Annotated in this window: 12 protein-coding genes and 1 pseudogene; 1 reads left to right on the top strand and 12 read right to left on the bottom strand. The window is 46.7% G+C overall.

The window, feature by feature from the left end; translation table 11 throughout:
* Window position 1: 1 nt before the first annotated feature.
* The gene (ligA, locus tag VIG27_RS03505) at window positions 2-1,960 is read right to left on the bottom strand and encodes an NAD-dependent DNA ligase LigA (protein ID WP_394525248.1); all 1,959 of its coding nucleotides are present in this window, start codon (window positions 1,958-1,960) and stop codon (window positions 2-4) included.
* Window positions 1,941-2,738 carry a pseudouridine synthase gene (locus tag VIG27_RS03500; protein ID WP_394525247.1) on the bottom strand — a complete coding sequence of 266 codons (798 nt, stop codon included), beginning with the start codon at window positions 2,736-2,738 and terminating at the stop codon, window positions 1,941-1,943. The genes ligA and VIG27_RS03500 overlap by 20 nt, the downstream gene beginning before the upstream one ends.
* 216 nt (window positions 2,739-2,954) lie before the next feature.
* Here VIG27_RS03500 and VIG27_RS03495 point away from each other — a divergent pair, with 216 nt between their 5' ends.
* On the top strand, window positions 2,955-3,353 hold the full coding sequence (locus VIG27_RS03495) for a bacteriohemerythrin (protein WP_394525246.1): 399 nt from the start codon (window positions 2,955-2,957) through the stop codon (window positions 3,351-3,353).
* A gap of 58 nt (window positions 3,354-3,411) precedes the next feature.
* On the opposite strand, the gene VIG27_RS03490 is transcribed toward VIG27_RS03495, so the two are convergent.
* The 10 genes and pseudogenes from VIG27_RS03490 to VIG27_RS03445 form a co-directional block, all read right to left on the bottom strand.
* Window positions 3,412-4,620, bottom strand: a complete 1,209-nt coding sequence (locus VIG27_RS03490) for a YibE/F family protein (protein WP_394525243.1) — start codon at window positions 4,618-4,620, stop codon at window positions 3,412-3,414.
* A gap of 123 nt (window positions 4,621-4,743) precedes the next feature.
* Complete coding sequence (locus VIG27_RS03485) at window positions 4,744-6,252, bottom strand: metallophosphoesterase (RefSeq protein ID WP_394525242.1); 1,509 nt, start codon at window positions 6,250-6,252, stop codon at window positions 4,744-4,746.
* A 238-nt stretch (window positions 6,253-6,490) separates the two neighbouring features.
* On the bottom strand, window positions 6,491-6,718 hold the full coding sequence (locus VIG27_RS03480) for a hypothetical protein (RefSeq protein ID WP_394525241.1): 228 nt from the start codon (window positions 6,716-6,718) through the stop codon (window positions 6,491-6,493).
* 64 nt (window positions 6,719-6,782) lie between these two features.
* Window positions 6,783-7,628: pseudogene (locus tag VIG27_RS03475) on the bottom strand (nucleoside recognition domain-containing protein); the annotation flags it as partial.
* Window positions 7,629-7,650: 22 nt separating this feature from the next.
* Complete coding sequence (locus VIG27_RS03470) at window positions 7,651-9,252, bottom strand: recombinase family protein (protein WP_394525240.1); 1,602 nt, start codon at window positions 9,250-9,252, stop codon at window positions 7,651-7,653.
* Window positions 9,249-9,392: a hypothetical protein gene (locus VIG27_RS03465; RefSeq protein WP_394525235.1), complete on the bottom strand. Its 144-nt coding sequence runs from the start codon at window positions 9,390-9,392 to the stop codon at window positions 9,249-9,251. The genes VIG27_RS03470 and VIG27_RS03465 overlap by 4 nt, the downstream gene beginning before the upstream one ends.
* 114 nt (window positions 9,393-9,506) lie before the next feature.
* Entirely contained in the window at window positions 9,507-11,018 is a 1,512-nt protein-coding gene (locus tag VIG27_RS03460) for a VanW family protein (protein WP_394525234.1), read from the bottom strand.
* A gap of 4 nt (window positions 11,019-11,022) precedes the next feature.
* The gene (locus VIG27_RS03455; protein WP_394525232.1) at window positions 11,023-12,291 is read right to left on the bottom strand and encodes a cytochrome c biogenesis protein CcdA; all 1,269 of its coding nucleotides are present in this window, start codon (window positions 12,289-12,291) and stop codon (window positions 11,023-11,025) included.
* Window positions 12,292-12,409: 118 nt separating this feature from the next.
* Window positions 12,410-13,768 (bottom strand): FeoB small GTPase domain-containing protein, encoded by a 1,359-nt coding sequence (locus tag VIG27_RS03450; protein WP_394525230.1) that lies wholly within the window; start codon window positions 13,766-13,768, stop codon window positions 12,410-12,412.
* Complete coding sequence (locus VIG27_RS03445) at window positions 13,759-14,070, bottom strand: FeoA family protein (protein WP_394525228.1); 312 nt, start codon at window positions 14,068-14,070, stop codon at window positions 13,759-13,761. The genes VIG27_RS03450 and VIG27_RS03445 overlap by 10 nt, the downstream gene beginning before the upstream one ends.
* Window position 14,071 lies beyond the last annotated feature (1 nt).

Here is a 14,071-nt window from a genome sequence, read left to right as displayed (position 1 = left end):
TTTATTCCTCCAGTATTTTTATAAAATCTTCCTCTGATATAATAGGCACTCCCAGTTCCTTCGCCTTTTTATTCTTGGAAGAATTGGACGTGGTGTCGTTGTTGATTAAATACGTGGTTTTTGAAGTAACAGAACCAGTGACCTTTCCTCCCTGGGCTTCAATGGCTTCCTGAAGCGCTTTCCGGTTTTCAAAGTGATTCACCGAACCGGTGATGACAAAAATTTTCCCCTCCAGCTTTGTATTTTCTTCTGTTTCTGCCATCTGCCCGATGGTGACTTCACTAAGAAGCCGGTCCACCATCTCATTGTTCTTGTCCTGCTTGAAATAATTGATCCAGGCATCCGCAAGGACTTTTCCGATTCCCGGGACGGAAATCAGTTCCTCTTCTTCTGCATGGCGCATTCTCTCAAAATCGAACCGGAACTCTCTGCAGAGCATCTTGGCATTTGCCAGGCCGATCCCGGCTATTCCAAGTCCATAGATCAGCCTTGGAAGGGTGGTATGGGACGCATTCTTCACCGCCTGTATCAGATTATCGTAGGACTTTTTCCCGAATCCCTCCATTTGAGTAATGCTTTCCTCATACTGCTCCAAATGGAAAATGTCTGCATATTCCCGGATAAAGCCGGCGCCGATAAATTTTTCCAGGGTGGCTTCGGAAAGTCCGTCGATATTTAAGGCATCCCGGCTGACAAAGAGTGAAAAGCTCTTTATCTTCTTTGCCTGGCAATCCGGATTGGTACAGTATAAGCTCTTTACGTCATTGACCTTTCGGATCTCTGTTTTTCCGGAACAAACCGGACATTCTTCCGGAATCTTAATGGTTCCGCTCCTTGTCAGATTGTCGGCGATCTGAGGAATGATCATGTTCGCCTTATACACGGTGATCTGATCTCCTTCTCCAAGCTGTAACGCTTCCATGATGCTTAGGTTGTGGACACTGGCACGGCTTACGGTGGTCCCTTCCAACTCTACGGGTTCAAAGATGGCAACCGGGTTGATGAGACCGGTCCTTGACGGGCTCCAAAGGATTTTTACAAGGGTCGTCTCCCTGATCTCGTCTGCCCATTTAAATGCGATGGCATTGCGGGGAAACTTTGCCGTCCGGCCAAGAGACTGGCCGTAAGAAATATCGTCTAATAAAAGCACCAGCCCGTCGGATGGGATATCATAGTTCCCAACCTCCTTTGCAAACTCTTTCACAGTGTCAGCCAGTGTTTCCCTTGTTACGGTCTTGTAATCCACCACATCAAAGCCCTGCTCTTTCAGCCACTCAAACTGAACTCTTCTGGAGTTATTAAAGTCAACCCCTTCTGCAGATACCAGAGCAAATGCCATAAAATTGACGTTTCTTTGGGCTGTGATCTCGTTGTTTAGCTGCCGGACAGAACCGCTGCACAAATTTCGGGGATTCTTATACCTGGCTGCCACATCACCAATTTCTTCATTGATCCGGTTAAAATCGGAATATTTGATGACCGCCTCACCTCTCAGTACAAGCTCTTCCTGGTGGGATATCGTAAGAGGAATATTGGAAAATACCTTTGCATTATTTGTTATGACCTCCCCGATTTCCCCATTTCCCCGGGTCACGGCTTTTTGAAGAGTTCCGTGGTTGTAGTTAAGAACAACGGTCAGACCGTCAAGCTTCCAGGATAAAATCCCTTTCTGGCTGCCCAGCCATTCCTCCAGCTCTTCCACGCTTTTTGTCTTATCAAGGGATAACATAGGGCTTTCGTGTGCTTCTTTTGGGAGTTCACTCAGCACATGGAAGCCCACGTTCTGGGTGGGGCTTTTGGATAGGATCACTCCGGTCTCCTTTTCCAGCTTCTGCAGTTCATCGTAGAGTCTGTCGTATTCAAAATTGCTCATGATCTCACGGCTTTCCTGGTAATAGGCTTTCCCCGCCTCATTTAAAACCTGGATCAGTTCTTTCATTCTATCTAGTTTGGCGTCCATCAGATAACTCCTTTTTTTGTTCTTTATAGGAAAGATTGCTTGAGCCTTTTAAGGCTTCCTTCATCTGGTGGTATTCTCTCTTTGAAAGCTCCCGGTAAGCGCCGGGTTTTAAATCTCCCAGTTCCACATTCATAATCCGCATTCGTTTCAACAGCCGCACTTCATAGCCTAACTCTCCGCACATCCGCCTGATCTGGCGGTTCAGGCCCTGGGTCAAAACGATCTTAAATGCCTTTTCTCCGGTTTTAGCTGCAAAACAGGGTTTTGTAGTCACGTCCAGCTCGGACAGGAACACTCCTTTTTTCAGCTTGCGGATAAAGTCATCGGTGACGGGGCGGTTTACTTTCACAAGATATTCCTTTTCATGAGCATTTCCGCTGCGCATTATTTTATTCACAAGTTCACCCTGATTCGTCATAAGAATCAGGCCTTCGGAATCTTTATCCAGTCGGCCCACGGGATAGATGCGGACAGGATAATCTATCATGTCCACAATATTTGGAGCACGGTCTTTGTGGGATGTGGTGCATACGATGCCTTTGGGCTTATAAACTGCCAGAAGGACCGGTTTTTCCTTATGACTCTTATTCCCTCCCGCTGCCGTTATGATACGCCCATTGACCAAAACAGTCTGGCCCGGCAGAACCTTCTGTCCGGTTGATGCAGCCTGTCCATCAATCCGTACCTTACCTGCTTCTATGAGACGGTCCGCCTCCCTGCGGGAACAGATCCCTGCTTCACTTAAAAATTTATTCAGACGGATTCCCTCTGCCTCCATGTTCTTTCTCCCTTACAGTTTACTAAATAAAAATTATAACATTGCAGCAGAGGTACGTCAATTTTATATGTACCTTTTGGACTTAGGTTTTACCTATATCAAAGGAAATATTAATAATAGTTTTTATTTTTTGTATTGGCTAATTTGCTTGATTTTTCCATATTATGGGTTTATAATCATAGATATCAAATAAATACCAGTAAGGAGGGAGTACTTATGCCATGGACAACGAATTTATCCGTTGGAATATCAATGATAGATGATCAGCATAAGATGTGGTTTGAAAAAGCAGAGGCCCTTTTTGAAGCAGGAAAGAACAACCGGGCCAAAGAATATGTGGGGGAGCTTCTTGCCTTTTTGGATGATTATACCAAAAAACATTTTGCGGATGAGGAAAAATACATGCTCAGCATCCATTATCCGGGATATGAAGAACAGAAAAAAGCACATACTGCCTTTATTTCACAGCTAACCAAGCTAAAAAATGATTACAATGCGTCCGGAGGAAATTTACTGGTAATTTTGAATGCCAACCAGATGATCCTGGAATGGCTTACCAAGCATATTTCCAACATGGACAAGAAGATCGGTGAATACGCAAAAAAGGCTCATTAATCGAATTATAAAAGGACTGCCTTTGATGACAGATGATGTCATCAAAGGCAGTCCTTTTTTAGTCTGATACTGTCTCAGTGATGGTTTCTGAAGATAAGCGTCCGGACACCTCTGGCTTTCTTCCTGCTGCCACAAACGATGCGATCAGCGAAACGATGGGTACCGTCAGAATCACTCCCATACTTCCGGAAATTCCCTGCATCACTTCAATTACCATATTATTGGAATTGATGATCTGAAGATAAGGCAATTCATAGGCATAGGTTAAAATCAGGGTACTGACTCCGCTCCCCACAAAGGCCAGAATCAAAGTGTTAGCCATGGTTCCCATGGCATCCCGTCCTACATTCATTCCCGAACGGAACAGTCCCTTTCTATCCAGGTGAGGCATCTGATCATGGATTTCAAATACGGTAGAGGAAATGGCCATTGCCACATCCATAACCGCTCCCAGAGCGGAGATCAATAGTCCGGAAAACAACAGCTCTCCTACCCGGATTCCCCGGATGTTTTCCAGTACCAGCAGAGACTCGATTTCCGGTGCGTTGTATCCGGTCAAATGGGCCGCCTTTCCAAACAGGAAAGCCGAAATCCCGGCAATCACAACTCCCCCTACCGTTCCGATTACGGCGCAGATGGTTTTCCCGGACCAGCCTCCAAGAAGATACATGATCACAAACGTGGTAACGGCGGCCACAAGGATCGCCGCAAGAAAGGGCGAATATCCCTTATAGATCATGGGGATATAAAACCAGATGATGCAGATGAACGTAAAAATCAGACCCACGCAGGCGAGAATCCCCTTTTTCCCTCCGATAAGACAAACCACAGCCAGAAATATTGCAATAAATCCTAAAACCGCCCATTCCCGGTCAAAGCTGTACACCGTATGAAGGGAGATGTCCCCGGCAAGACTTTGTATGTCTATTACCCCCATTCCAGGCCGGCAGGCGGCTCCAAAGAGATAACCGTTGTTGCTGGTGGCCTCCACAATCTCCCCCTTCTTAGGTCCTGTCTTAACCTCTATTAAAACACTCTGCTGCCCCACCCGGTTTCCATCTTCCTGTACATTGTCCTTTAAAATTTTAACCACCGTTGCCCGCTCAAAGGTCCTTCCCTCTGTGGATACCAGACTGGCGATATCCACCTGATTAAACCGAAGCAAAAAAAGGGCAAATGCTGCCATAAAAACGGCAAACAACACCCACTGGATCCGCTTTCCTCCATGACTATGTAAAAATTTTACCGATTTAGAAATCTGCTCCATGCTTATACTTCCTCACTTTCTCTGCGCTTCCACAGGCCGGCAATGGTACTGGCACCGGCTTTTAAGGAAGCGGCGAGGCGCCTGACGGAATCAGACGCCCCATGAAATACAGAATACATTTTTCTATCTTCTCGAAGTGCTGGTCTTTTTTAAGGTAAAGGTTTGGTCGATATTCTGCAGCCGTCCGCCTGCAATCTCATATGTATCAATGGTAAAGGTATTCTGATTGATACGGATCACTGAATAAGTTGGATTCCAGTTCTGGTTTCTCGCCGCAATATAATCCTGCTGGGTGGGGATCAATTCGTAATACTTGCTGCCGGTTGAGGAATTGGCTTCCATGTAAAGGGTGCCATCCGCATTGGTCACGCTTCCGGACATGGTATTGGCAATGGTGTAGCAGTTATTTTCATCCTGATAGACAGAATTGTTATAAGGAAGTACCTCTCCTGCTTCATCCTTGACATGATCCCAGTCATAGAAATCATACTTCGCATGGGTTTTGGAATCGGATTTTAACAGATAGCTTCTGGAATAGGTATGGTCATGTCCCTGCAGCACCACATCCACATCGTATTTGTCCATCAGAGGGGTCAGCTGGCTTCTCAGCACGATGCCGTCCGAATCGGAATGATCCAGCCCGCTGCCATAGATATCCTGATGAATCATTACGATTCTCCAGGCCGTTTTGGGATAGGCGGCTACTGCTTGTTTTAACACCTGTTCATGCTCCGCACAGTTATAATTGTTGGTGTTTAAAACCACATACAGAGCCGGGCCGTATTTATAAAAATAATCTCCTCCCGCAGCGGTCTTTCCCAGCTGGGTGTCATTGGGGTTATTGAAATGATAGCTGTAGCTTTCGTTGGTGGAATCGTGATTGCCGATGGTTGTGGCAACGGGCAGGGAATCCATCCAGTCGGCACTGAGAAAACCGGCGTATTCCACTTCATTGCCCGGATCTCTGCCTTCTACATTTTTATTGATCTGATCGCCGGCGGAAAGGACAAAGCTGACATCCGGGTTTGCAGCCATGGCCATATTTAAGGTCTTGTTCCAGCTAAAGGAATCATTTCTGGCTGCCGTATTCAATGGGGATGAATTCTCCAGCTTATCCCCTCTGGAGGTGGTTTGTCCCTTGGATGCGCCGATCTGGGGATCTCCTACATAAAGCATGGTATAGCTGTTAAAGCTGTGTGTTTTAAAGGAAGAGATCTGGCTTGGCTCTCCATTTTTATAGTAACGGTAATAGTACGTGGTATTTTCCTGCAGAGCCGTAGCAGTCGCCTTATTGCTCCTATATCCGTCAATTGCCTGGGTGGCCTCACCTTCAAATACCTTTGCACCGCTCATATTGCTGTTGGTGGAAAGTTCGATCTTCGGTGTTGCTTCCTTGTCCGCCCTGGAGTACCAGGCAAAATTCATCTGAGTCTCATCCGCCCCTGGAGTCAGCGCAACTTTTTCATAATCTGTGCTCACCTGGTTTTCCCATTTCTGTACCCAATTATCCCAGGCTTCATCCTTCGTGGAATCTGCAAAATGTTTGGTTGCCGCATACGCATATCCTCCCGCCAATACCAGTGTCAGGGCAGCGGAAAGAAACGCAGCTCCATACTTCTTTCTCCTGTTCATACATCATTCCTCCTAGTTGCCACGCTCATTTTTGCGTGATTGCTTTTTTATACCATGATGGAAGTACTTCTCACCTCCCCAGAATAAATCCAACGGCTTCATTATTCAAGTGACTTTTCCAAAGCTTTACAAACTATATCTAAAGTTTACAAATACTGGATTTGACGCAATGGAAAACGCCACGGATATACTGGATTTCAGTATCCCGCGGCGTTTGGCAGTTTCCTATAAACAAGGGCTATGTGAACTTGTATTTTACTTCACAGCCGTAAGAGATGCGGTTGCAGATGTTTACCACCCGCTCCATGACAGCGGTCGTTTTTCCGGTTTCCATTTTAATGCTCATTTCTTTTAAATCATCTGAAATTTGTATCCCCTGCACTCCGTCGACTTTGGAGATTTCCTTTACAATACTTCTGGCTTTTCTCCGGTCCGACAGGGCGTAAACGCGGTAACTCCGATTCACGCTTCTCCCTCCTTTCACTAAATAGTCTACTATGATTGTGGACAGAACGGAGAACGTTTAAACATTACACAAAGGCCCTGGCAACGGTGGTGAACACAAAGCATACGAGAACGCCGGTTATGGTGGGGACCAGCCAGGAAACTATGGTCCATTTCATACTCTGGGTTTCCTTTCTGATGGTAAGACAGGTGGTCGAACAGGGCCAGTGCATCAGAGAAAACAGCAGGGTGCTGACCGCTGTGATCCAGGTCCAGCCATTGGCCACCAGAAGATTTTTCAATACAGACAAATCATCAATTTCCAGAAGTTTTCCTTCCGCCATATAAGCCATGATAATAATGGGAACCACGATCTCGTTTGCCGGAAAACCAAGAATAAACGCCAGCAAAATGACGCCATCTAATCCAATCATTTGAGCAAACGGGTCTAAAAATCCGGAGCAGAGGGACAGCAGGGTGGCATCTCCAACGGTTAAATTGGCCATAAGCCAGATGACCATACCGGCGGGAGCCGCAACGATTACGGCACGGCCCAGCACAAATAAGGTACGGTCAAAAATGGATCGCACAATGACTTTCCCCACCTGGGGCCTCCGGTATGGCGGCAGCTCCAGCGTAAAGGATGAGGGGATCCCCTTTAAAATAGTAACGGAAAGTACCTTTGAAATCACCAACGTAGTCAGAATCCCAAGAACAATCACTCCGGATAAGATGGCAGCCGATAAAACAGAGGAAAATAAACCGGTGGCCCCTCCTACAAAAAACATGGTAATAATGGCGATCATGGTGGGAAACCGCCCGTTACAAGGGACAAAATTGTTGGTGATCATAGCAATCAACCGTTCTCTTGGGGAATCAATAATCCGGCACCCGACGATCCCTGCCGCATTGCAGCCAAAGCCCATGCACATGACAGGGGAAATTTATGCCGTTTCATTCTTCTTGTGACGGACCATTGGTCCTGAAGTAGATCCGGATGGTCTGACACCTGCGGCATTTCCCCTCATGAACGTCCTCTCGGCTCTGACATATTTCGATTTTTTCAATAAATTTTCCGATGAAATCCCTGGTCAGTTTTCTTTCGCCTGATATCTCTTTGAAAAGCTCTTCTCCCTGACACGTCTGCACCTGTTCCCCAGGTTCCCTTTCAGCATTTCTTTCCGTTAAAGACCGTAATCCTGCCGTAATCTCCTTTTGCTCTTTTTCCAAAGAAGCCAGCATTTCATAAAAGCGTTCTTCACTGATTCTCTGGTTCACTTTATCCTCATAGAGCTGACCAATGATACGGGAAATCTCTCGGTTCCGCTTTTTTAATGGTGCCGCTGACCGTTCTTCAAAGGTTTCTTTTTTTATGGATTCCGACTGCCTAAGTTTTCTTTTAATCTCCTCTTTTTCCTGCTTCGTAAGATCAAGTAAATCTTTGATTTCTTTTAATACCGTCTCATATAAAAGATCATAGTCTATAGAATGACTGGTGCATTTTTTGGTTCCATACTGCTTATATCCTCCGCATACCAGGCGGTAAGACCGGGGCTTTCCTTTTTTTCCTGTGACAGACATGTTTCTTTTGCAGTCCCCGCATACGGCAATTCCGGAAAAAGCATTGATAAAATCTGTTTCCCGAAGATTTTTCCGAGGGACACTCCTTCTTTTAATCCGTTCAAATACGTCCTGGGAAATAAGTGGCTCATGCATATGTTTTACCACCACCCATTCTTCTTTCGGGTGAGAAAGGGTGATGTTGCTTTTAAAGGAAAGCTTGGAGGTCTTTCCCTGCACGACATGACCCAGGTAAACGGCATTTTTAAGCATTTTGCAAATGGTCCCTGAGGTCCACCCCTTCCGGCCGGAGGGCTCAGCCGGCTGCAGATAAGGGTGTCTGATACAGCGGTACATGGCGGGTGTCAGTACCTGTCTCTGATTTAAGGCATCGGCGATTGTGGAGGGGGATTCTCCCCGGTCCGCCCGTTCAAAGATTTCCCGGACAATGGGAGCTGTTATGGGATCAATTACCAGATGATTTTTATTTACAGGGTCCTTTTGGTATCCGTATGGGGCAAAATTGCCGATAAAGGCGCCTTCCCTGATCTTGGTCTGAAACGCGCTGCGGATCTTTTTTGACGTGTCCCTCGCATACATTTCATTGACTATATTTTTAAATGGAGCAATATCATTTAAGGGACTATCGGAATCATACCCATCGTTGATGGCAATATAGCGTACTTTTTTAGCCGGAAAATAGATTTCCGTAAATTGCCCGGTTAAAATATAATCCCTGCCGAGGCGGGACAAATCCTTGGTAATCACCAGATTCACTCTTTTGGCTTCAATATCGCTGATGAGCCGTTCCCATGCAGGGCGTTGAAAGCTGGTGCCGCTGAAGCCGTCATCCACGTATTCCCCGTAAACTACAAACCCATGTTCCTTTGCATAGGAACGGAGCATTTTTCTCTGGGTACTGATGCTGGCGCTCTCACCGGCTCCGTCATCCCTGGAAAGCCGCATATATAAGCCGGCCTGATATTCCGGGCTCATGAAAATTGCCCTCCGGATTCCCTTCGTTTTTTAAGAAGTTCCAGGACCAGCTGCTTTGCCGTCTTCTCTCCAACGTAGATCCGTTCCACCTTTACGTCGGTAAGCTTTTTCTCATCGGTCGCATGATTGATCGTATCCATGGGAACACCTCCTGGAAAATCTTATTCCGTCCGGCTTGTACGATATACGTTTTCAAAGTTTTCAAAAAAAGCCAGCATTCTGCCTTAGCAAAATACTGACTTTTTTATCCGGCCTTACACCTGCGGCTGCTCTGGCGCTTCGGCAGGGGGCAGAGCAGCACCCGGGCCATGAATCTCCGGAGCGGTTGTCTCCGGCTGGGTCTCTGCCGTAGTCTCTGGCTCTGTTTCAACCGGCTTGTGAGTGGTATTTCTCTGGATGACTGCTGGCTTTCCTTTGTACGTGCTGTTATGAAGCGGTTCTTCCTTCATAACCGTATCTCCCTTTTTCAGGACACGGTAGCTCTTATAGACGCTGCCTGTGCTTCCTTTGTCAACGATTTTTTCTGTTCCAAAAGGAAGGGAGGGATTTTCTTCATAAACCGGTGTCACAGGCTCCAAATCCCTTACCTTCTGGGAACGAATGGTTACCTTTTCGCCGTCTTTTAGAAACGGAATGCCTACGATGGAAATCTTTAGGGTCCTTCCATCCAGGGAAGCACGGATAACAATGGAACTGCTGCTGGTGTTCTTAAACTTTAAATCCGGTCCCGCATATCCGTCAAAGCTGACCATGGCGTCCTGTCCTTTTTCCACGTAAGCAGGTGCAAAGCTATGGGAATTGCGCTCCGTAGTCTTAAATCCGCTTTCTATGATGGAATGATACAAGGTAGTGGAGACCTGGCAGACTCCTCCGCCAGGTTCCTCGATCAGCACGCCGTTGCGGTATGCGCCTGCCGGCTGGTATCCTTTTTCCCTGGTCCGGTTTCCGGTGGCATTGTTAAAGGAAAATTCTTCCCCCGGTTTTAAAACCATTCCATTGATAGCGTCCACCGCCAGGCTGATATTTTTGTTCCTGTTCTTATTATTTGTGGTGGTGGTGGTAAAGGTTCCTATAACCCGGTACTGTTCTTTTGCCTGAACCTGGGTCCTGTCCGGGAGTGTCTGGTCAAACTCCGCTTGTATCTCCGCCTGATAATCCTCTGCTTTCACGGCCTCCATCAGCTGCTCCACCAGCTTTTCCTGGTCCAGGGTTCGTCCGTTCTTACCCTGGGTATAGCGGTAAGTTCCGGTTTCCTTATCAAAGGATTCCAGTTCTGCATTTACCGGGCTTTCCTTCCATTTCCCGGCCAATTCCGCCGCCTGTCTGGTAAATGGTTCCCGCATCGCTTCATAATCAATATGATACTCCTGCGTCTCGTCGGGAGACGTCTCTTCCAGCTTTCTTTTGATATCCTTAATCTGGCTGTCTATGAGATTATCCAGCAATACGCTGTCTGAACCGTTGTTTACCATCAGCTCCCACTGATACCGTTCCTCGATGGTGTCTTCCGCCTCCTGAATGGTAAGACCTGTCAGATCCGTGGTTCCGATTTTGGCGGATTTCAGCTTTTTCGATAAATCTGCGGTCTGTTCACTTATTTCCTGTCCGCTTCCGTCTTTTTTCCTGTCTGTATTCGTCGGACTGGCTGAGAATACATTAGAATATAATAACCAGACAGATGTCAGGACGGATAATGTCAATACCCCATAAGCGATCTTTCTGTTTCTTCTTCTGGACCGAAGCCTTTTTGCCCTGTTTTTATCCATAGTATTAATCCCGCTCTCCTTTCAGTGTCTGTTCAATAATGCTGTGCATCATATCCATTGATAACTGCCCGCTGGCATATCCAAATACATTTCCCTCCCGGTCGATCATATAGGTGGTGGGAAAGGAATAAATGCCGTAAGCTTCAAATAGTTCTGCATCTGTATCCATGAGTACCGGATACGTATATCCATTCTCTTTTAAGAAATCCCTGATTCCCTGTTCGTCTTTTTCGGTTCCGTAGTTTGGTGCTGCTACTCCAAGAATAATCACCGCGTTATCGCCTTCCGTATCCTGGGTCTCATACAGCTTCTGGATATCCGGCATCTCCGCACGGCAGGGAGGACACCAGGTCGCCCAGAAATTAAGGAATATGGTCTTGCCTTTATAATCAGACAGGGAGTGGATCGTTCCAAACTGATCTTTTAATGTGAAATCAACGGCTGGAAGGGGCTTTTGTTCCTCTTCCGTTTCCGTTTCCGGAGGGGTCTCGTTTGCCGCAGAGGGTTCCTCTGTCTCCTGCTCTTGTGTTACGGATGGAATAGGAAGAGAAGAGAGATATCCGCTCACTGCATTCATCTTTCCGGTGAACATGAGTATCCCCATAAACAGCATCAGCACTCCGCCCAGCTTTCCCATATATTTGGTTATATCCCGATGGGTTTTGAAAAATTCCAGAACGGTTGTTGTAAAGAATCCGACTGCCAGAAAGGGAAGGACAAACCCCAAGGTATATACGCCGATCAGGGCGAAGCCCAATGCCTTTGTAGAAGCGGAAGTAGCCATAATGAGTACACTGGCCAGCGCCGGGCCCACACATGGCGTCCAGGCAAAGCTAAAGGTGAATCCCATAAGAAGTGCGGTAAGGGGAGACATGGCAAATTTATCCAGGGATAACGGAAGTCTCCGGTCTCTCTCCAACACAGAAGAGGTTCCAAACACCCCCAATTGATACAGACCAAACAGAAAAATCAAAATGCCTCCGGCTCTGGCAAACAGCAGCTGATTGGATTTAAAAAAGCTGCCTAAGGCAGAAACGGAAAATCCCAGCAGAAAAAATGCAAAGCTGATTCCGATGACAAAACAAATGGTGTGAAGCATGACCTTTCTGCGGTCGTAATGGATATGTCCATCTTCTCCGGTCCTTCCTGTCCCTCCCGACAAATATCCGATATAAAGCGGAATCAGAGGAAGGACACAGGGGGAGAGAAAGCTTACGATTCCCTGCAGAAATACGGTCAAAACGGGAACACTCACATCAATTGAAAAACCCACTCACAGTACCTCCTTTTTTACCCTTCTGTAAAAAAATAATACGGCTTTTAGCCAAAATTTCTGTACTATTTTTAGTTACAGTTTGATGTTGTAACTATACCATTTTGAGGAAAATGTGTCAAGAGAAGAATGGCCGTTTCCGGTCCGAAAAAAGCATAGATTTCCTTTGACACATGGTCAGTGCCTGCTTCCCGCAGGCGGAACACCGTTTAAAACAGCGGTCTAAATTAAAAGCCACTCTGGGAAGGTAACCAAAATCTTCCAAAAGGGTGAACAGTGGGAAAAATATGGCCATAGGCGGAAGCATGACGGACACGACCCAGGCAAGGACCCGGTAAACGCCGTGAATCAAAAGGTTGGATATGACAGCCGGCACACCGGCCCAGTCTGCAGTCCGGGCCAGCCAGTCCTCCAGGCCAAACAATACCTTGCTCAAAAACTGAGACGGATAATTGGCTCCGGTTATGGTGAGCCAGAAGATGCAAAGCAAAACCAGAAACATAATGGGAAACCCCGTAATTTTGCTGGTAAAGAGCCAATCCAGTTTCCGGTCTTTCCGGTTGTAGGTCTGGTTTTCGTAAATCACCACTCCTGTACATAAATATTCCGCTTTCTTAACAAAGGCGGAAGCCATATCATCACTTATTTTTTCCTGATCAATCCCTCTGTCCTTCCATTCTCTCCTCAGTTCTTCCAGACAGGCTCTCACTTCTTTTGATTCTGCAACCGGTTTTAGATATTTTTTTACAGCGCCCATAAGATTTTCATTGGAATCTAAAAGTCTGGCACAGAGCCAGCGGGTGTTGACATTAATATCTGATATGTTTTCTACCACTGGGGTTAGCTTTGTAATTGCTTCTTCAATGTATTCCGGATAACAAATGAGAACAGGACGTTCCATTCCTTCTTCTTTTTCTTCCAGACAGCGTTTTAGGCCGGAATAAAGCTGATCCAGCCCCTTTTTGCTTCTTGCCGCGGTCCCCGCCACCGGCACGCCAAGACGCTCTTCCAAAAGATCAAGCCGGAGGCTGATCTTCTTTTTTTTCGCCTCATCCATCAAATTGACGCAGACCACGGCATGAGGCGAGGCTTCCAGAACCTGCAGGACCAGATTTAAATTTCGCTCCAGACAGGTGGCATCACAGACCACCACCACCGCATCCGGGTTTTCAAAACAGATAAAATCCCTGGCAACCTCTTCTTCGGCAGAATGTGCCATAAGGGAATAGCAGCCGGGGATATCGACCATTACATATCCCTGACTGCCGTCACTGCAATAGCCCTGGGCGTTGGCTACGGTTTTTCCAGGCCAGTTGCCCGTGTGCTGATTCATCCCAGTCAGCTGGTTGAACACCGTACTCTTACCCACATTGGGATTTCCCGCCAAAGCAATGACTTTATCCGTTTTACTTCGTTTCTTGATTTCCAGTCCAAGGTCCACAGATTTGATTCCTACGGAATCCCTGCTTAGTCCCATATCTCCTCCTCCTGGCTGACCGCTGCTGCAGCCACTTCTTCCTGATGAGGCGTCATATCTTCTTCCGGACGGGGCCCTACCAGAACACGGCCTGCGTCCTCGCTGCGAAGCGCGATTACCGCTCCTCTTATTAAATATGCAGTCGGGTCCCCCAGAGGACTTTTTCCCATGCATTCCACCACCGTACCTTCGATCAGACCGATATCCTGCAACCGTCTTCTCATGTCATCGTAAGCTGCCAGTTTTGAGATAATCGCTTTCTGGCCTCTTTTTAAATCAGATAAACATACCTTTTCCTTCATT

This window comes from Lacrimispora sinapis, assembly GCF_043633585.1.
GTDB classification, from domain to species: Bacteria; Bacillota; Clostridia; order Lachnospirales; family Lachnospiraceae; genus Lacrimispora; species Lacrimispora sinapis.
The sequence above is the reverse complement of the archived record's forward strand: the minus strand, read 5'-3'. Positions and strand labels throughout refer to the sequence as shown.